At 65.7% G+C, this 19,967-nt stretch carries 12 protein-coding genes; 2 read left to right on the top strand and 10 right to left on the bottom strand.

Going from position 1 to position 19,967, the window contains the following annotated elements; translation table 11 throughout:
• The first annotated feature begins 112 nt into the window (after positions 1 to 112).
• Positions 113 to 3,490 carry a hypothetical protein gene (locus tag FB389_RS00805; RefSeq protein ID WP_142110938.1) on the top strand — a complete coding sequence of 1,126 codons (3,378 nt, stop codon included), beginning with the start codon at positions 113 to 115 and terminating at the stop codon, positions 3,488 to 3,490.
• A gap of 141 nt (positions 3,491 to 3,631) precedes the next feature.
• Here FB389_RS00805 and tyrS read toward each other — a convergent pair whose 3' ends face one another.
• Genes tyrS through argC form a run of 9 tightly spaced genes read right to left on the bottom strand, consistent with a single transcriptional unit; the run spans position 3,632 to position 13,690 of the window.
• Positions 3,632 to 4,912: a tyrosine--tRNA ligase gene (gene tyrS / locus FB389_RS00800; RefSeq protein WP_281282009.1), complete on the bottom strand. Its 1,281-nt coding sequence runs from the start codon at positions 4,910 to 4,912 to the stop codon at positions 3,632 to 3,634.
• A 53-nt stretch (positions 4,913 to 4,965) separates the two neighbouring features.
• On the bottom strand, positions 4,966 to 6,384 hold the full coding sequence (argH, locus tag FB389_RS00795) for an argininosuccinate lyase (RefSeq protein ID WP_142110936.1): 1,419 nt from the start codon (positions 6,382 to 6,384) through the stop codon (positions 4,966 to 4,968).
• 4 nt (positions 6,385 to 6,388) lie between these two features.
• Entirely contained in the window at positions 6,389 to 7,618 is a 1,230-nt protein-coding gene (locus FB389_RS00790; protein ID WP_142110935.1) for an argininosuccinate synthase, read from the bottom strand.
• A 59-nt stretch (positions 7,619 to 7,677) separates the two neighbouring features.
• Positions 7,678 to 8,193: an arginine repressor gene (argR, locus tag FB389_RS00785; RefSeq protein WP_142110934.1), complete on the bottom strand. Its 516-nt coding sequence runs from the start codon at positions 8,191 to 8,193 to the stop codon at positions 7,678 to 7,680.
• Positions 8,190 to 9,134: an ornithine carbamoyltransferase gene (gene argF, locus FB389_RS00780; protein ID WP_142110933.1), complete on the bottom strand. Its 945-nt coding sequence runs from the start codon at positions 9,132 to 9,134 to the stop codon at positions 8,190 to 8,192. The genes argR and argF overlap by 4 nt, the downstream gene beginning before the upstream one ends.
• Complete coding sequence (locus FB389_RS00775) at positions 9,131 to 10,411, bottom strand: acetylornithine transaminase (protein ID WP_142110932.1); 1,281 nt, start codon at positions 10,409 to 10,411, stop codon at positions 9,131 to 9,133. The genes argF and FB389_RS00775 overlap by 4 nt, the downstream gene beginning before the upstream one ends.
• Positions 10,408 to 11,409 carry an acetylglutamate kinase gene (argB, locus tag FB389_RS00770; RefSeq protein WP_142110931.1) on the bottom strand — a complete coding sequence of 334 codons (1,002 nt, stop codon included), beginning with the start codon at positions 11,407 to 11,409 and terminating at the stop codon, positions 10,408 to 10,410. Before argB ends, FB389_RS00775 begins: the two co-directional genes overlap by 4 nt.
• Complete coding sequence (gene argJ / locus FB389_RS00765; RefSeq protein WP_142110930.1) at positions 11,406 to 12,629, bottom strand: bifunctional glutamate N-acetyltransferase/amino-acid acetyltransferase ArgJ; 1,224 nt, start codon at positions 12,627 to 12,629, stop codon at positions 11,406 to 11,408. Before argJ ends, argB begins: the two co-directional genes overlap by 4 nt.
• Positions 12,626 to 13,690, bottom strand: a complete 1,065-nt coding sequence (gene argC / locus FB389_RS00760) for an N-acetyl-gamma-glutamyl-phosphate reductase (RefSeq protein ID WP_142110929.1) — start codon at positions 13,688 to 13,690, stop codon at positions 12,626 to 12,628. The genes argJ and argC overlap by 4 nt, the downstream gene beginning before the upstream one ends.
• A 701-nt stretch (positions 13,691 to 14,391) precedes the next feature.
• Here argC and FB389_RS00755 point away from each other — a divergent pair.
• Positions 14,392 to 15,408: a quinone oxidoreductase family protein gene (locus FB389_RS00755; protein WP_142110928.1), complete on the top strand. Its 1,017-nt coding sequence runs from the start codon at positions 14,392 to 14,394 to the stop codon at positions 15,406 to 15,408.
• Here the strand turns inward: FB389_RS00755 and FB389_RS00750 are convergent.
• Positions 15,405 to 19,808, bottom strand: coding sequence for a beta strand repeat-containing protein (locus FB389_RS00750; protein WP_170207807.1), 4,404 nt, complete (start codon positions 19,806 to 19,808; stop codon positions 15,405 to 15,407). The genes FB389_RS00755 and FB389_RS00750 overlap by 4 nt on opposite strands.
• Positions 19,809 to 19,967: the final 159 nt, after the last annotated feature.

Genomic DNA, 19,967 nt, shown 5'->3' with positions numbered 1-19,967 from the left:
TCGTGCCGTCGCGGGTGTCGCTGCGGCCGCAATTACTCTGGGAGCTGTTGCCCCGGCGAGTGCATTCGGCGACGCACTAAATCTCACCGAAGATCGCGCCCTGGCGTCACGGATGTCCGACATGCTCGATGGCACGTACGCCAGCCTGTCGGACCGCCTCGAGCCCTCCGGTTACACGCCCACTTCACTGACTGGAGCGTATGAGGGTATGTTTGTGCGCGATTCCGCCATCCAGGCAAATGCCATGTTGGCTGCCGGGCAGACCGAATCGGCGCGTTCGATTCTGCAGTACCTCATCGGATACGGAACCGAGAAGGAACTGGCGCGGCCCCCGCGCTACCTGCCTGCAGAGGCGTACCAGGCAAAGGCAGCGCTGCCGCTGTCCGCCGGAAATCCCGCTGCGCCCATCGCGTCATACAGCGACCTGGCCAGCTCCACGGCACTGCTGAAGATCAATGGCCCGAACCACGGCGCGGCAATGGCATTCGTCGCGGACGGTTCCGCAGTGACGAAGGTGGAACTCGGACTCAAGGCATTGAGCAATGCGGCAGGTACGACGACCGTCACCATCCGCGCTGCCGCCAATTGGGATGCTCCCGTGCTCGCGTCGGCGACCAGGCCGTCCGCGGACTCGTACAGTGCGGACGGCACACCGAGCTGGCAGACCTTCGCATTCGACTCCCCCGCGACGCTGCCGGCCGGGTCAACGTACTACGTTTTGGTCCAATCGAGTGCGGAACCCGACACCGTCATGCAGTTGTGGGGTGCGCAGCAGGGTGGCAGCGGCGTCCAGCGCACCTATAACTACGACGGCGGGTGGGGATCGGGACCGATCCCCGGACGCGGCTTGTTTAAGGTGTATACGGTCCACGGCTTGCCCGTCGCCGAAGGCCAGACTCAGGTCGACGCAGCGAAGGCGCTTTTCCAGATACAGGGAGAAACGCATCAGGCAGCTCAGTCGTTCCGGCTCGGAGACAATTCGCTGTCCAACGTGTGGTTGCCGCTGACATCGGCCGCCCCTAACGGACAGGTGACCGTCAGCATCCAGACTGATTACACCAACGCCGGCACGACCGTAGCCATCGGGACCGCCGATCTTGCGCACGCGCGGACATCACGCACGTGGGTCAACGTGCCGCTCGTCGTCAATCAGGGCGCTGCCCTGACGGTCGGCGCCACTTACTGGATCGTGCCGCGCGCAACGGTGCCTGATGCGAGCAAGCAAGTCGTGTGGTACGGAGCGGCAAGCGTGGCGAGTGCGGTTGGCGCCGGATGGAACTACGACACGACCGCCTACGGCGGCTGGCACGCGGAAAGCCACAGCCTCGGATTCGCATTGAATGCGTCGTCCGTGCCCACATCGTTGCCCGCGTTCACGGCGCCCGCGACCGACCTGGTGGGAAGCGCCGGATCCGCCGCCAGCGTGGAGGGAACCATATCAGCTTCGGGATCGATCAGCGGGCTCGACCTCTACCTCGGCGCCGCAGCGGGCGCATCCGGCGAGGTGCAGGTGGCCGTGACCGACTCCGTTGGAAGAACGAGCGCCGCCTCCATCCCTGCCGCTGAGCTTTCCGCAGCGGGTTCCTGGCACCGGTTCCGGTTCCCCACCGTGGGTCGTGGAGGCAATGGGACACTGAAGATTTCCGTCTCCGCACCGTCATCGGCGGCAGACTCCGTCCGGGTATACGGAGTCGGCTCGCAAATGGGGTACCAGGCGCTGTCTTTGGTGTACTCCGGGGAAATGATGACGGATCAGCCCGACGGGAATTACATGCTTATCGACGCGTGGGCGCGATATGTGCAGAACAACCCGCAGGACTCCCAGTTCTTCGCTGACACGTATCCGACAATTGCGTCTTGGGCCGACTACTACCTCACCGCGGGTTACCTCGATAGCGATCTGCAACTCATGTTCAACAAGGACTTCGAACACTCCCGTCGGCACTACCACATCCCGACGTTCGATCTGATGACGAATGTGTTCGCCTCGCAGGCATTGCACGAACTGTCCAAGCTGGCCGCCGACCTGCCGGGGCAAAGCACGCGGGCCGAGAACTGGGCGCAGAAGTCAGCGTGGCTGGAGCAGGGGATCAAGCAAAACCTGATCACGCAGGTCACCGTGGGAGGCCAGCGGAAGACCATTTACGGCGAACTGATCTGGGATGCCGGCAAGGACTACTCCGAGCGGACCCTCATTCCCGGCTACTCATGGGTGAACTTCGCCCCGGTGGCCGCCGACTGGTACGCCCTGGACTGGAGCATCATGGCGGACACCTACGATGCCTACCTGGAGCACGGATCTATCGAATGGACTAACACCACCGACAGCCAGGTCGATCGGATGCTGCTGATGGATACGGAGGAAAACACCTGGGAGCCTGCCGATCCACCGGCTGTGTGGTACTACGAACGATACGCCGTGATCGGTAAGGGCGTGGGTTGGGAGCTGATGACCGCACGCAAGCTCGCTCGCGAAGACCGCCTGGCGACGATCGCGCACTTCCTGGATGTCCACACCCCCGGCGATGTCTTGGGCGAGTTTTACTATGCCCAGGGCCCGTCCGACGTGGGTAACCAGGAGCAGGGATCGTGGTGGGTTCTCGGTATGCTAGCCGCGTACCCGCGCACTGTTGCTGGCGCGGTTCCGGTGGTGTCCGGAAGGGCCCAGGTTGGCTCGACCCTGGTTGCCGAGCCCGGCACCTGGACGGCCGGAGCCGCGCTCACCTACGAATGGCAGGCCGATGGCGACGCGATTGCCGGGGCCACGACCGACAGCCTGGTCCTCACCTCCGCCCAGCTGGGCAAGACGATCACCGTGGTGGTCACCGGATCGAAGTCCGGCTACGAACCTGCCAGGCTTACCTCGATTCCGACCGCCGCCGTCACCGCCGCCCCCGGCGGCGGCGACGACAACCCGCCCGCCGGCGGCAATGACGACGATCACCCGGCGGTCAAGATAGCCGGCACCGTCCCCGCGATATCCGGGAAGGCACAGGTCGGACGTCCGCTTAGTGCTAAGGCGGGATCTTGGACCCCGACCGGGGTGCAGCTGTCCTACCAATGGCTTGCCAACGGCGTGCCCGTGCCGGGAGCTAATGCCGCAACGTTTGTGCCGCGCGCCGCGCACGTGGGCAAGGCAGTGTCGGTTCGCGTCTCCGGGACGAAGGCTGGGCTGGTCACCGTCGTGCGGACGTCCGCCGCCACCGCGAAGGTCCTGCGGGGCGAACTCGTCTCGCAGAAGGTCAAGGTGCGCGGCTCGGCGCGCGTGGGCAAGAAGATCAAGGCGGTCAGCAAGGCATGGGGCCCCGCACCCGTCAAATTGAGCTACCGGTGGTACGCGAACGGCAAGCGCATCAAGGGAGCCACCAAGAAGACGCTGCGCGTCCAGGCCAAGCAGCGCGGCAAGAAGATCCAGGTGCGCGTCACCGGGAAGAAATCCGGCTACACCACCAAGGTCGTGAAGTCTGCGGCGAAGAGGGTGAAGCGATAGGGTAAGGCGGTTCGCCGGTCAAGTCCGCCAGCGGACTTGACCGGCGAACTCGCGCGGGACCCGGCAGAGCGACGCCCGGCGCTCCACTCAGGTGCGTAAGGCGCCCCGCCTAGAGCCGCCGGCGGGGACCTTCAGGAGAACCTAGGTGGCCGGCGAATCATCGCGGTGAAGCGCCGCCAACGACTTCTTTCCGCGGCGCACTAGCGCTACCTTGCCATGCAAGAATTGCGCGGAATCCAGGACCGCGTCCGGACCGCCTTCGACCTTGACGTTGTTGATGTAGATGCCGCCCTCGGAAAGCGCGCGGCGGGCCTCGTTCTTGCCCTTGACGATCCCAACCGCAACCAGCGCGTCAACCAGCGGCGTTGGCACGCGGACCGACGCATGAGGCAGCTCGGCCACCGCCGCGAGCAAGGTCGATTCGTCAAGTTCGGCGATGTCTCCGCGACCAAACAACGCCTGCGCGGCCAAAATTGCCTGATTGGTGGCCTCTTCGCCGTGCACCAGCGCGGTGACGTCGTGGGCAAGCGCCCGCTGCGCCGCCCGCGCGAACGGACTGTCTACCATCGCCTTTTCGAGCTCCGCGATCTCGTCGCGACTGCGGAACGTGAACGTCTTGAGCCATCCGATCACGTCTTGATCGGCAGTGTTGAACCAGAACTGGTAAAAGGCGTACGGCGACATCATCGAGGGGTCCAGCCAGACTGCCCCACCGGAGGTCTTGCCGAACTTGGTCCCGTCCGACTTGGTAATCAGCGGCGTCGTCATCGCGAAGACGCGCTTTTGGTCCGCCTTGCGCACCAGTTCAACGCCGGACAGAAGATTCCCCCACTGGTCGCTGCCGCCGGTTTGCAGCTCGCAGCCGTACCGCCGATTCAGTTCCAGGAAGTCCATGCCCTGCAGAATCTGGTAGCTGAACTCCGTGAAGCTGATTCCCTCGTCGCTGGCAAGTCGCCGCGCAACGATGTCCTTCGCGAGCATTGTTCCCAGCCGGTAGTGCTTGCCGATGTCGCGCAGGAAATCGATCGCGGTAAGGTCCGCCGTCCAATCGAGATTATTCGCCATCCGGGCAGGATTTTCGCCGCCGAAATCGAGGAACGACGAGATCTGCCTGCCGAGTCGCTCGGTCCATTCCTTGACGGTTTCGCGGGTATTGAGCGCGCGTTCCGTTGTCGGGCGCGGATCGCCGATCAGGCCCGTTGCCCCGCCCACGAGCGCGATGACGTGATGCCCGGCGCGCTGCAAGTGACGCAGCAATACGAGCTGCACCAGGTGGCCGTGGTGCAGCGACGGTGCCGTCGGATCGAACCCCGCATAGACCGTGATCGGCCCCGCGGCCAAACGCTCGCGCAGCGCGTCCATGTCGGTCGCCTGCGCAACCAATCCGCGCCACTCAAGTTCGTCCACAATGTCGCCGCTCACGACCCATTCCCCTTCGTCGTATCTTTTCGCAGGTCGCACCGTCGGTGGCGCGCCTAACCGTTCACCCATACACGGTACTCGACAACCTTGTCGCGAGCCTGCTCCAGTTGTTCGGCGACGCGCGACGGCGCAGTTCCGCCCACGCCGTCGCGGGAAGCAACGGATCCCTCGACGCTCAGCACATCGCGGACCTGCGGGGTCAGTGCCGGATCGATGGCTGCCAAGTCGTCATCGCTGAGATCCCACAGTTCGATTCCGCGCTGTTCGCACGCGCGCACGCACGCCCCCGAGATCTCATGGGCGTTGCGGAAGGGAACCCCGGCCTTTACCAGCCACTCCGCGATGTCGGTCGCGAGGGAAAAACCCTGCGGGGCTAGTTCGGCCATCCGCGCAAGGTTTAGCGTCGCGGTTTCGATCATGCCCGCAATCGCCGGAAGCAAGACGGCGAGCGTATCGACCTGATCGAACACCGGTTCCTTGTCCTCTTGCAGGTCACGGTTGTATGCCAGCGGCAGCGCCTTGAGCGTTGCCAAGAGCCCCGTCAGATCACCGATGATGCGCCCGGCCTTGCCGCGGGTGAGTTCCGCGATGTCCGGATTCTTCTTCTGGGGCATGATCGAGGAACCCGTTGAGAACTCGTCGGCCAAAGTGATGAAACCGAACTCCTTGGTATTCCAGATGATCACCTCTTCGGCGAAGCGCGAAAGGTCGATCGCGAGCATCGCGCACACGAAGGCGAATTCGGCGACGACATCGCGAGATGCCGTTCCATCGATCGAGTTCTCGACGGGACCGTCGAAGCCGAGTTCCAGCGCAACAGCCTCCGGATCCAGGCCCAGGGACGATCCCGCCAGGGCACCCGAACCGTAGGGGGAACGCCCGGCGCGCGCATCCCAGTCGAGGAGCCTGTCAACGTCGCGCAGCAGCGGCCACACGTGCGCCAAGAGCTGGTGCGCCACCAAAATCGGTTGCGCGTGCTGCAAGTGCGTGCGTCCCGGCATTATCGCGGTACCGGCCCGATCCGCCTGCCCGATCAGCGCATCAGCCACGTTGAGGGTCAGGTGCCCGATTTCCTTGGCCTGTTCGCGCAGGTAAGCGCGGATCAGGGTAGCGATCTGATCGTTGCGCGAGCGCCCGGCCCGCAGCTTGCCGCCCAGTTCCGCGCCCGCGCGCTCGATCAGCCCCCGCTCCAGGGCGGTGTGCACGTCCTCATCCGATTCCAGCGGGACGAACGCCCCGGATTCCACGTCCCCAGCCAGCGAATCCAGCGCTGCTTCCATCGCGTCCAGTTCGTCACTGGTGAGAAGACCGGCCTTGCGCAGCACGCGGGCATGAGCCTTGGAACCGGCAATGTCCAGCGCCGCGAGCCGCCAATCGAAATGCGTTGATTTGCTCAGCGCGGCCAGCGCTCGGGACGGCCCCCCCGCGAACCGGCCGCCCCACAATGCCGCGGAATCCGAAGCGTTCGTCATGAAATCACAGGCTCCCTACGCCAAAATCGACACCGTTGCCGAATTTCTCATCGCGTGCCGCGGCGAGCTTCGCCGACAATCCGTAGATCTCGATGAAACCGCGTGCCTGCGACTGGTCGAACGAGTCGCCTTCGTCGTAGGTCGCCAGGTTGAAGTCGTACAGGCTTGCATCGGACTTGCGGCCGGTCACGGTCGCGCGGCCGCCGTGCAGCGTCATGCGAACCTCACCGGTCACGTACTTCTGCGTGTCGGCAATGAACGTGTCGAGAGACTTCTTGAGCGGCGAGAACCACATGCCGTCGTAGACGAGTTCGGTCCAACGTTGGTCGACGATTTTCTTGAAACGCGCCTGCTCGCGCTCGACCGTCACGTTCTCGAGCTCCGAGTGGGCGGCAATCAGTGCCATCGCCCCGGGGGCCTCATAGATTTCGCGCGACTTGATACCGACCAGGCGATCCTCGACGATGTCGATGCGGCCGATGCCCTGTGCTCCGGCGCGGCGGTTCATCTCTTGAATTGCTTGCAGTGGGGTTACCGCGACCCCATCAATGGCAACCGGTACACCGCGCACGAACTGGATCGTAACCTCGTCCTCGACGGGCGGGAACGTCGGGTCGTCCGTGTAGTTGTATACGTCCTTGGTCGGCCCGTTCCAAATGTCCTCCAGGAACCCGGTTTCCACCGCGCGCCCCCACACGTTCTGGTCAATCGAGAACGGGTTCTTCTTGGTCGTGGCGATCGGAAGATTGTTCTGCTCCGCGTAAGTGATCGCCTTTTCCCGGGTCAGTGCCAGGTCGCGGACCGGTGCAATCGTCTTGAGTTCCGGGGCCAGCGACGTGGTCGCCACCTCGAAACGGACCTGGTCATTGCCCTTGCCCGTGCAGCCGTGGGCAACGGTGGTCGCACCGAACTGGCGCGCGGCGCGCACCAGGTGCTTGACGATAACGGGTCGGGACAGCGCGGACACCAGCGGGTAGCGATCCATGTAGAGCGCGTTGGCCGCGAGCGCCGGCATGCAGTATTCCGCGGCGAATTCCTCGCGGGCGTCCGCGACGTAAGCCTCGACCGCGCCGCAGTCCAACGCCCGCTGGCGGACGACCTCAAGGTCCTCCCCGCCCTGGCCCACGTCGACGGCCACAGCCACGACCTCGGCGCCAGTCGCCTCACCGATCCAACCAATAGCCACTGACGTGTCCAAGCCCCCGGAGTAGGCCAAAACGATCCGCTCAGTCATCTTTCATCGTTCCTTTTTGTGTTGGTCTTGCATAGTCAATCGTAAAAACTTGGCTCGTCTTAGGTGTCCTGGCCGTTGGCCAAGACCAGCAGCTTGCGAGCGATGTCCCTCGCCCCCTCCGCGTCCTGGGCCACGACCATGACGGTGTCGTCCCCCGCGACCGTACCCAGCACGCCCGCGAAAACCGAATCGTCGAGCGCGGAGGCCAGGTACTGCGCCGCTCCCGGGGGCGTGCGCAGCACCACAAGGTTGCCGCCCGCCTGCGCCGACACCAAGAGCTCCGTGCAGACCCGCGCCAGTCGGTTCGCGATTTGCTCGACGACCTCGCTGCGGTCCTGTCCGCGCTCGGCCGGGTCGGGGATCCGGTAGGCAAGGTTTCCGCGCGCCCCGCGCACGCGCAACGCCTTCAGCTCGTCCAGATCCCGCGACAGCGTCGCCTGGGTCACCGTCATGCCCTCATCGGCCAGGGCCTGCACAATCTGCCCCTGGGACGAGTATTCGCCGTGGGCCAAGAGCTGCCGGATGCGGCCGTGGCGGGCGGCTCTGGTGCCGGGGATGGCTTGGTCTCGGCTCACGCCGCTGCGGCCGATCGATCTAGCAGGAAGGTCAGCAGCGCCTTTTGGGCGTGCAATCGGTATTCGGCCTCATCCCACACCACTGACTGCGGGCCATCGATGACCTCGGCGGTGATTTCCTGGCCACGGTAGGCGGGCAGGCAGTGCAGCACCAGGGCGTTTGGCGCGGCCTTGGACAAAAGTGCAGCATCGAGGCGGAACGGGATGAACGGACGAGACCTCTGCTCGTATTCCTCCTCCCTTCCCATGGAAACCCAGGTATCCGTGGCAACCGCGTCAGCGCCGGTCACCGCGGCGACGGCGTCTTCGGTCACGGTGACGGATCCGCCCGTGGCGGCGGCGATTCTTGAGGCCGCCTTCACGATATCGCCGGCGGGCTGGTAGCCGCCGGGTCCGCCGATGCGCACGTGGAGGCCCGCCGTCGCGCCGGCGAGCAGGTACGAATGGGCCATGTTGTTGGCCGCGTCACCGACGTAGGCGAGAGTCTTGCCGGCCAGGCGATCGACGCCGCCCCAGTGCTCGGCCAGCGTCGACAGGTCGGCCAGAACTTGGCACGGGTGGAAATCGTCCGTCAGGGCATTGACGACCGGAACCCCGCAGATCGCCGCCATTTCCTCGAGTGCGGACTGGTGGAATGTGCGCCACACGATGGCGGAAACTTGCCGACCCAGCACCTTTGCGACGTCCGAAATCGATTCGCGTGCGCCGATCTTCGCTAGGTTGCCATCGACGAGAAGCGGGTATCCGCCCAATTCCGCGATCCCCGTGGTGAAGGACACCTGGGTGCGCAGGGTCGGCTTGTCGAAGATGACCGCCACCGAACGCGGTCCCGCCAGTGGGGTGCGGACGTGCCGGTCCCTCCGGAACGCGAGCGCAAGTTCGAGGATCTCTCTTTGCTCTGCCGGCGTCACGTCGTCGTCGCGCAGGAAATGGCGAATCATTGATGCGATCCTTCCGAAAGTGAGTGTGGCTCCAGGGTTGCCAAGAATTCGACGAATGATGCGAGTTGGTCGCGCGTGATAATGAGCGCAGGCGCCAACCTGATAGTGGTGGGGGTTACGGCGTTGATGATGAAACCGGCCTCTCGGGCCCGATCCACGGCCGCGGGCGCCCATGGTCCGCGCAGCTCGATCCCCACAAGCAAACCCTGCCCGCGCACGGATGCGACCACGGAGTCTCGCCGCGCGATCAGCGCGGCGACCTCGTCCTGCAACCATCGCCCAAGTTCGCTGACGTGATCGAGCAAGCCGTCGCGCTCAATGACGTGCAGCGTTGCCAGCCCGGCCGCGCACGCAACGGGGTTGCCCCCGAATGTTGTGCCGTGCTGCCCCGGGCTCAGAAGCGAGGAAATGCGCTCACCGAACGTGATCATGGCACCGATCGGGATGCCACCGCCAAGCCCCTTGGCCAGGGTCACGACGTCCGGGGTGATGCCGGTCGCGAGTGCGGGATTCTGATGCGCTAACCAAGCACCCGTGCGTCCGATGCCGGTTTGTACCTCATCGACAACCATCAATGCGCCGTGTTCGGAGGTGATGTCGCGAACGGCGCGCAAGTATTGCGCGGGAAGCGGACGCACGCCCCCCTCGCCCTGGATGACCTCAAGGAACACGGCCGCGACGCTGTCACCATCCGCGAACGCCTCCTGGAGCGCACCCAAGTCGCCCGCCGGTATGAATTCGACGCCGCCGGGAAGGGGGGCGAAGGGTGCCCGGTATGCGTCCTTGTATGTCAGTGCCAGCGCGCCCATGGTGCGCCCGTGGAACGACTGCGTCAAGGCAAGTATCCGGGTGCGGGTGCCATCGCCGTTGTTGCGTCGCGCGAGTTTGAAAGCGGCCTCGTTGGCCTCGGTGCCGGAATTGGTGAAGAACACGTGCGACCCGGCGGGTGCCTGCGAAATCTCCAAGAGCTTTTCCGCCAGGGAGATCTGCGTCGGGGTGGCGAAGAAATTCGAGACGTGCCCGAGCGTCGACAATTGGCCGCTCACCGCGCCGGTCAGTGCGGGGTGCGCGTGCCCCAGTGCGTTGACGGCGATGCCGCCCAAGAGGTCCAGGTAGCGCCCGCCGTCCGCGTCGAACACCCACGGCCCCTCGCCGCGAACCAGCACGGTCTGCGGCGTCCCAAAGACCCCCAACAGCGCGCTGTTGTAACGGTCCTGCCACTGCGCAACGCTGGCTACGTGTGCGCAATGTGCCGCCTGGACATCGTTGTTACTCATACCAAATCCTCAACTGTGCGCAGGGCCCCGGTGGTATCGATGCCGTGCCGCGATTGGAGCCGACCATCGGATTCGGGCAGCACCATCGTGCCGACGCCCTGTCGGGTGAAAACCTCCAGCAAGACCGCGTGCGCGACCCGGCCGTCGATGATGTGCGCCTGCCGCACACCGCCATGGACGGCGCGCAGGCACGCCTCCATCTTCGGGACCATGCCCGATTCCAGGCTAGGCAGCAGGTCCGCGAGCGCGGCCGTTGAGATCTGCCGAACCAGTGACGACTTGTCGGGCCAGTTCAGGTACAGCCCCTCGACGTCGGTCAAGACAATGATCTTACGCGCCCCGAGGGCAACCGCGAGCGCGGCCGCAGCCGTGTCGGCGTTGACGTTCAGGACCTGGGTCGGGTCCTCAACATCCGGCGCGATCGTGGAGACCACGGGGATGCGCCCTGCGTCGAGCAAATCCTGCACGGCCCGCGAATCGACCTCAACCACGTCGCCCACCAGCCCGACGTCGACCGACTTGCCGTCGACGATCGCCCGGCGCCGCCGCGCCCGCAGCATCCCGCCGTCCTCCCCAGACATGCCCACCGCGAACGGGCCGTGCGCGTTGATCAACCCCACGAGTTCGCGCGACACCTTGCCGGTGAGGACCATGCGCACCACGTCCATCGCCTCGGGGGTGGTCACGCGCAGACCTCCGCGGAATTCCGACTCGATGCCGAGCCGGGTCAGCATTTCCGAAATCTGCGGGCCGCCGCCGTGCACCACGACCGGCTTGAGCCCGACCTGCCGCAAGAACACCATGTCCTGCGCGAATGCGGCCTTGAGTTCATCATCGACCATGGCATTGCCGCCGTACTTCACGACCACAAGCGCGCCGTGAAACTGCTGGAGCCACGGCAGCGCCTCTATGAGAACCTCTGCCTTTTGGTCGGGGCGCAGGTCGGTGCGGGTGTTGAATACGAAGTCGTCCGCGGTGTCGTTCGTGTTTTCGCTCATGTTGAGTAGGCGCTGTTCTCTTCGACGTAGGCGTGGGTCAGGTCGTTGGTCCAGATGGTGGCGTTCGCGTCCCCGGCGTGCAGATCCACGGTGACATGCACGTCGCGTGCGGCGGCCATGTCGACCTTGCCGCGTTCTTCGTAGGGACGAGAGCCGCGACACACCATGACACCGTTGATCGATACATCGATGTTGTCCGCCTCAAAGGGCGCTACTTCTGTCGGGACTGTTCCTGCCTGGGCGAGAACCCTCCCCCAGTTGGGATCGTTGCCGAAGATCGCAGCCTTGAACAGGTTCGACCGCGTGACGGATCGCGCGACCGCAACGGCCGCGTCTTCGTCGCTGGCTCCTTCCACGTGCACGGCGATGTCGTGGCTCGCTCCTTCCGCATCGGCAACGAGTTGGCGCGCCAGCGACGCGCATACGGTGCGCACGGCGTCAAGGAACGCATCTTCCGCAGGCGTCACGCCGGCTGCGCCGGAGGCCAGCAGCACGACCGTGTCGGATGTGGACATGCACCCGTCGGAATCCACGCGGTCGAACGTCACGGATGTGGCGGCCCGCAGGGTGCGGTCCAAGGCCTCCGCCGCGATATCGGCGTCCGTGGTGATGACGCACAGCATGGTGGCCAACGCCGGTGCCAGCATCCCGGCGCCTTTGGCCATGCCGCCGACGGTGAACTTTCCTTCCGCGGTGTTGACGCTAACCTGGGCAACCTTGACGACGGTGTCGGTGGTCATGATTGCCTGGGCGGCATCGCGACCGCCATCGTGGTGGAGCTTCGATATCGCGTCGTCGACGCCCGCCAGCAGCTTTTCGATCGGCAGTCTCTCGCCGATCAGGCCCGTCGAGCACACCACCACGTCGCCCGCCCCGATACCGAGTCCGCCGGCGACCCGTTCTGCCGTCGCGTGCGTGTCCTGGAATCCTTCGGGACCAGTCGACACGTTCGCCCCGCCCGAGTTCAACACAACGGCGCGGATCGTCCCGTCGCTGACTACCTGGCGCGACCACAACACCGGGTTTCCCACGACGCGGTTGGTGGTAAACACCGCCGCGCCCGCGTGGCGCGGTCCGTCATTGACGATCAGAGCCAGATCGGGCCTGCCGGATGCCTTCAGGCCGGCGGTGACGCCAGCCGCGCGGAAACCCGCGGCCGCGGTCGGGCCCTGCCCGTTGGTGGCTGTGCGTGCGACGGCTTCGCCTAAGTAATCGGTCACGGTGCTACTCCGTCCGTCATGAGTCCTAATGTTTCGGGCAGGCCAAGCGCAACGTTTAGGGACTGGATAGCGCCGCCGGCGGTGCCCTTGACCAGGTTGTCGATGGCTGTGACAGTCACGATCCGCTGGGCGCGCTGGTCGAAGGCAACCTGCGTGAGGGCCGTGTTCGCGCCGAGCGTCATGGCGGTTGTTGGCCACTGCCCCGGGGGAAGCACCTGAACAAACGGTTCGTCCTGGTATGCCGCGGACCATATCGCGTGCAGTTGCGCGGTGGTGACAGGATCGGCGCCCGGGGCCAGTTTCGCAGTCGAAGTCGCCAGAATCCCGCGGCTCATCGGAACCAGTACCGGGGTGAAAGACAGCGACACTTCGGCGGCTCCCGCCGCACGCAGATTCTGCGCAATCTCCGGAATGTGCCGGTGCGTCCCGCCGACCGCGTACGGCGCGGCGCTCCCCAATGCTTCGGCCGCCATGAGGTTAGGTTTCGCCGCCTTGCCTGCACCGGAGTACCCGACCGCCAGAACGGCGACGATATCGGTGGGATCGGCTATCCCCGTGGCGATGCCGGGTTGCAACCCCAGCGAAACCGCGGTGACGTTGCAGCCGGGCACCGCGATCCGCCGCACGCCGGTGAGGGATTCGCGTTGCTTGCTGGCGGTGGCGGCGCGAATCAGCTCCGGCATCCCGTAGGGCCACGTGCCGGGGTGGTCCCCGCCGTAGTACTCCTGCCAGTCCCCCGCGCGTTCGAGCCGGTGATCCGCCCCAAGGTCGACAACGATGGTGTCAGCAGGCAGCTGGTCGGCGATCGGTCCGGAGGTGCCGTGTGGGAGCGCGAGCACCACGATGTCGTGTTCGGCCAGTCGCTGCGGCGTCGTCGGTTCGATGACGCGGTCGGCGAGCGAGCGAATGTGGGGGTGGTGGTCGCCCAGCTTCGTGCCGGCGCTCGAGTTCGCCGTGAGAGCACCGATCGTAAGTTCGGGGTGGGCCGCGGCGAGCCGCAGGAATTCCCCGCCCGCGTAACCGCTCGCACCAGTGACTGCTACCGAATAGCTCATGCGCATAACAATACACCAGGGCGCATAACGGTCGGGTCACTGGGCGCGCCGGTCGAGCGGCGCCCGGTTCCGCAGGGCGAGTGGCCAGCACAGCTGGCGTATCGATACCGCCCCCGCAGAAAGCCCCGCACTCGACGTCCCCGGGCACCCTCGCACGCGCCGAGCGCGCCCCTTTCAGTCAAAACCCCTGCACAAACCACCGCACTCGAACCAAAACCCCGCACTCGACGACCCCGGACACCCCCGCAAGCGCCGACCGCGCCCCTTTCAGTCAAAACCCCTGCGCAAACCACCGCGCTCGAACCAAAACCCCGCACTCGACGAGTACGAGCACCCCCACACGCGCCGACCGCGCCCCTTTCAGTCAGAACCCCTGCACAAACCATCGCACCCGAACCAAAACCCCGCACTCGACAAGATCCCACAGCCCCACGCGCGCCGACCGCGCACCTAGCAACACGCCGGGGGCCGACCCGTTGGGCGTACCACGCGGCACGGTGGCGGGCCGGGCGCTTCAGGAATGCGTCAAGTGTCGAATTCGGCAGAGACGGATTGTCCAGAACCGACGGCGAGCACTGCTCATACGTGATGAGCCCTCGAACTCGCCGAACAAGTGAACCTGCCACGCGCTCCCGGGGCAAATTGGTCGTGCATTCGTGGACGAACCCAACCCTGACATGCGGTGCCAAGTGTGCTTGGCTAGAGACATGCATACCATCGAAGCAATCCACGCCGGAGGACCCGAGGTCCTTTTCCCCGCCGACCGCCCCCGGCCCACCGCCGCCCCCGGCCAGTTGCTGGTCCGCGTGGCCTACGCGGGGGTCAACTTCATCGATACCTACCGCCGCGCCGGGCTGTACCCCATGGCCTTCCCGCACATTCCCGGCACGGAGGGCGCCGGGGTGGTCGAATCCGTGGGCGACGGAGTCGACGGGTTTAGTACAGGTGACCGCGTCGCGTGGGTCGACGGCGGATCGTCCTACGCCGAGTACGCGGTGATCAGCGCCGACCGCGCGATCCGCGTCCCCGCCGAGATAACGCTGCGCGAAGCGGCGGCGGCCGCGTTGCAGGGCCTGACCGCCCACTACCTGGTGACATCGACATTCCCGGTCGGGCCCGGCGACGACGTACTGATCCACGCGGGGGCCGGAGGCGTGGGCCTGCTGGCCACACAGATGGCACGCCTACTCGGCGCTCGTACTATCATCACCACCACATCGACGCCGAAAAAGGCCGAACTTTCGCGGCAGGCCGGGGCCACCAACACCCTCATTTACTCCGAATTCGAGGACATCGCCACCGATCTGCCCGCTGCCGTGCGCGCGCTCACCAGCGGCGCGGGCGTGCAGGTGGTCTTCGATGGCGTCGGCTTGACGACATTCGACGGCTCACTGGCCAGCCTCGCGACCCGCGGAATGATGGTGCTATTCGGCGCATCCTCCGGGCCCGTCCCACCCTTCGACCTGCAACGCCTCAACGCGGGCGGCTCGCTGTACATCACGCGCCCAAGCCTGTGGCATTACATCGAGACGCCCGCGGAGCTAGCTCGCCGCGCCTGCGAGGTGTTCACCTGGATCGAATCCGGCGACCTTGAGATACGCATTGGCGACGAGTTCTCCCTCTCCCGCGCCAGGCAGGCTCACGAGGCGCTGGAGTCCCGCAAGACCACCGGAAAGGTGTTGCTCGCGGTGGCGCCGCACCTCGATGGCACATACCCGAGCTAGAAGCGCGAAACGACCGTGTACGACCCCGAACCCGTACGCTTCGACTTGACGGCTCGGACCTTCACCGTGCGCTTGCCCCAATAGATCCCGACGTTCTTGATGGTCACTTTCGCGGTCCCGGATTTGCGGGCACGAACCGTGCGGGTGAATCCCTTGGTTCCCCCGACCCTCACACGAACCCGCTCGCGCGGCGCAAGGTTGCGGATCGTCACCGTCTGCCGTGAGGAGGCGCGAACATACGGGCTGGATACCGAGACGCGCAGCTTCTTGCCGGACGAAGCGGGAAGGGTCGCAATCTTTGCCTTCCCCTTGCGGTCGGCAATCTCCCCTACGACTTTGACGGTGGCCCGGCGTCCGACCTTCGCGCCCGACTTCGCTGTCTTGGGAACGCGCACCGTAATGCGTGCCGTGCCGTTCGCCTTGGCCCGGCCCTTCCCGACGACCCGCCCCGCGATCCGCACCGTGAAGTGTTCGTTCGCGTCCAGGTTCGACACCCGCACGGAAGCCTTGCGCCCGGTCACGACCCTTCGCTTCGACACCTTGACTTTGAGTGCTGCGGCGCTGCGGCGCACACCGATGACCACCTGCGCGGTCGTGGTCCCGATGTGGTTGGTCGCTGCGATTCGGTAGACGTTGCTACCGATCGCCACGGGAGCAACGGACACAGAACCGCTGGCGCCGCGCGCACCCGCCCAGGCACCGGTCGCCCGCACGGTCACTGCGTCCGTTGCCTTCCACGTCAAGGTGGCGCTTTGCCCGCGCCGCAACTGCGACCGACTAGCTGTGAAGTCAATGCGCGGTGCCTCATTCGTCGCGACCGCGGCGGTAGCCGATGAGGTAACGACCGCCTGGGCGTACCCCAGGCGAGTTGCGGTGATCCGCACCGAGACCGCCGCGCCCTTCTGGGCAGCTTTCAGTTGCAGGGTTGCACCATCGGCGGCGGCGATTTCCTTGCCATCGGCCAACCATTGGTACGAGAGCCCTGTCGCGGCGGGAACCGCATCGGTTACCGAGGCTTCAAGCACGTCACCAACCTGCACGGTTCCCACGATTGCTACGGTCGGTGCCGCAAGGAAGTCGGCAAGAATAACCGGCCCGACGCTCTTCGTGACGGTGCGGGTGTGGAAGTGCGCGGCCGTGACCGTTGCGGTAACCGTCAGGCTGTTCGCGACGTCCTGCGCTACGGGCGAATAGTCGGCCTCGGTGGAAACCGTCGTCTCCCCGCGCTTCCACGCGTAGGTAACGTCGGCATCGGCCGGATCGACGCCCGCGAGGTTCGCCTGCAACACCCCGTCCACGACCGCGCTGCCCGACACCGTCAGCTCACCGACCGAGATGTTCCCGACCACGGCCACGGAGTTTTGCGCATCCACCGTCGCCGTCACGTGCTGCGGCGCCGCGACGAAGGCCCGGTAGGTGATCGTCGCGCCCGCATCCGCGTTGGTCGGCGTCCAGGTAGCCGCGGTGGCGCCGGGGATTTCGACCCCGTCGCGCAGCCACTGCCCCGTAACCTGCGACCCCGTGAGGGTTCCGGCTATCGACGACGACACCGACAGCTCCGCGCCCGCCGTGCCGTCTCCAACGATGCTCAGATCACCGGTGTACGGCGCGTCGCCGAACACCGTTAGCGTGAACGATTGGGAGACTTTGTCACCAATCCCGTTGTCGGCGGTGATCGTAATGGGGAAAACGCCGTCCTCACTGGGCGCACCCGCGATGGTGGCGCTGCCGTCACCGGCATCGACAAAGTCCACGCCTTGCGGCAGGGTGCCACTGATGCTGAGCGCGGCGGCCGGGTATCCCGTGGATGCGACCGCGAAGGAAGCGCTCTGGCCGAGCGTGAACGTGACCCCGTCAGCGCTGGTGAATGCTGGCGGCTGTTCCACCGTCAGGGTCAGCGAGGTGGAGACCGAGTCGACGCTATTGCTCGCCGTCACGTCGATGGTGTACACCCCTCCCGTCCCGTTGGCCGGCGTCCCCGACACGGTGACCCCGCCGTATCCCGTGGTCGACGCAGTCAGCCCCGCGGGCAGCCCTGTCACCGTGAGCGTCGGCACCGGATAGCCGCTGGCGTTGATAGTGAACGATGTCGCCTTGTCGACCTGCGCGGTTTGATCCGAGGCCGTGACGGTCGGGGCTCTGTTGATGGTGAGCGCCAACCACTGCGACGCGCTCGGGAAGTCGCCGTTGTCGGCGCTGAGCATGACAATGAACAGTCCGAACTGCGTCGGCGTGCCGGATATCGTGGCCGTGCCATCGCCGTTGTCGGTCAGAGTGAGCCCGGCGGGCAGTTGGTCGGCTGACGAAATCGCCGCGGCCGGGTAGCCGCTGGTGGTCACGGTGAAGCTGCCCGCCGTGCCGGTGCGGAACGGCGCCTCCGCCGGGCTGGTGAACGCCGGACCCTGCACCACCCTGATCGTCAGGGTCTGCGTTGCCGCGGGCCCGGAGGCGTTGGACGCGGTGACGGTCACGGTGTAGGTGCCGGGGGTCGCGACCGCTCCGCCGATGACTCCCGTGCCGGAGTTGTAGGTCAAGCCCATCGGCAGATTCGTTACGGTCACCACGGGGGTTGGCACGCCCGTCGCCGTCACGGGGAAACTCAGCGATTGCCCCACCGTCACCGTCGTGGCCGCTGCGGAGGTGATCGCCGCGGGGCTACCCACGGTGAGTTGGAAGGAGTGCGTCGCCGTACCGGAACTGTTCGTCAACGACAGCGTCACCGAGCGAATCCCCGCCCCGGAGCTTTCAGGGGTGCCGGAGATGGTGACCGCACTATCGCTGACGCTGGCCGTCAGTCCGGCGGGCAAACCGTCGCCGCCAATCGTCAGGGTCGGCTTGGGGTATCCGATGAATGGGAACTGCATCGACGTCTGTTCCCCCACCTGCGCGCTCACCTGCGCCGGCGGCGCGATGAACTGAGCCTTGCTCGTGACGCTGACCGCCAGCGTTTGCGTGGCGACTCCGCCGGCACTCGCGGCGTTGACAGTGAGCGTGTACAGCCCAGGGGTGGTCGCCGTGCCGGATAGCGTCGCGCCGCCGGAACCCGGGGAGAAAGTCAGGCCGGGAACGGACCCCGACACCAACGTGAGGGTGGGGGCGGGTTGCCCGGTTGCCGTGATAGCAAAGCTTCCAGGAGCGCCGACGGCGAAGTCGGCCGTGTCCGGCGAGGTGAACGTCGGCGCGGGGTACACCATGATGACGCAGTTAGCCGTTGTGATGCCGCCAAGGTTCGTGGCACTGAACTGAACCGCCCAGATTCCCGTCGTGGTCGGGGTTCCCGTCAGCGCGCCGGTGGCCGTATTGAGCGCGATCCCCTCCGGGAGCGAGCCGCCGCTCACTGCGTATTCGATAGACGGGCCGTTATTCGTGGCCGTCACGGCCGCCGTCGATGCCTGCCCCTTGAGCAGGATCAAGCTGGCCGGTCCGATGAACACGGGAGGCGTCACCGTGCGGTATTCAAATGGCGTCGATTGAGCAGCCGCGTTCCCCTGGTCCCACGAATCAACGATCGCGCCGGCGGGCACCTTGAGTTGAATGGTCCCGTTGCCGGTCGTGTTGGTCAGGGACACCGCGTAGGTCTTCGTGGACGAGTTCCACGTCACAGATCCGACGGTGGTGTTGACCGTGCCGGTCGTCGTCAGGGATATCTCGGAGGCCGCGAGGTGGTCGGTGATCGTCTGCGTGGTCGAGACCGGGATGGAGACGCTGATGGGGGTCGCGGGGGTGCCGTAGGTCGGGGTTGCCGTCGGCACGACGAAGCTCACCGCCGGGGCGTCGGGCGTGGCGCCGCCCAGCGGGGTAGTGCGGATGACGTCCAGGATCGCCGTCGTCGTCGATACCGACTCCTTGTTCTGCGGGAACTTGAGCGTCACGGTGACCTGGTTGATCGCGGCGAAGTTCGGTTGCGGTGAGAAGCAGACGGAGTTCACGGAGCAATCGAGGTTCAGCGCCACGTTCTGGCCGACACCGGAGTTGATTCCCGTGTTGTAGGTGCCGGTCGTGCCCGCGGTGTCACGGGCGCTGATCGATACCGTCAGCGCCGTCGAATAGTTGGTGGGGTTGGGAAGGCGTTGGATGCTCTGGAACTCCAGGTAGAACTGCTTGTTCAGGCCACCGCTGGTCAGGTCCTTGCCCGCCGGGAAATCGTAGGTGAGTTGCACTCCCCCGATTCCGTTTCCATTTCCACCCATGACGGCGGTGCCGAAACCCCCGCTTTGCGAGAAAGTCCCGGGCGCGGTTGTGGACGTGTCCGGGACGGGCAACGCGGTTACGTTACGAGTGCCGAGCGTCGATCCGTTGAAGTCGTCAATTACCACCGCAGCCGCTTGCGCGGCGGGAGCAAGCACAACGCCCGCGGTCGCCACAATCGCGAGAGCGGTAGCAACCGCAGCTGCTCGCACGCCACGAAAACCAGCTATCTTTGCACTAACTCGTGACCCCATCGGAAACTTCCTTTACCACGGCGCGAAAGCGGGACAAACGTCCCAATGCACCACAGTGTACGGACATCACCACCAATGGATTTGAAGTGCACGCGCTATACGCCCGCATCGAGGTGA

This window comes from Rarobacter incanus (genome assembly GCF_006715765.1).
GTDB lineage: Bacteria > Actinomycetota > Actinomycetes > Actinomycetales > Cellulomonadaceae > Rarobacter > Rarobacter incanus.
Note: the sequence above shows the minus strand (reverse complement) of the source record. Positions and strands in the feature narration are given on the sequence as shown.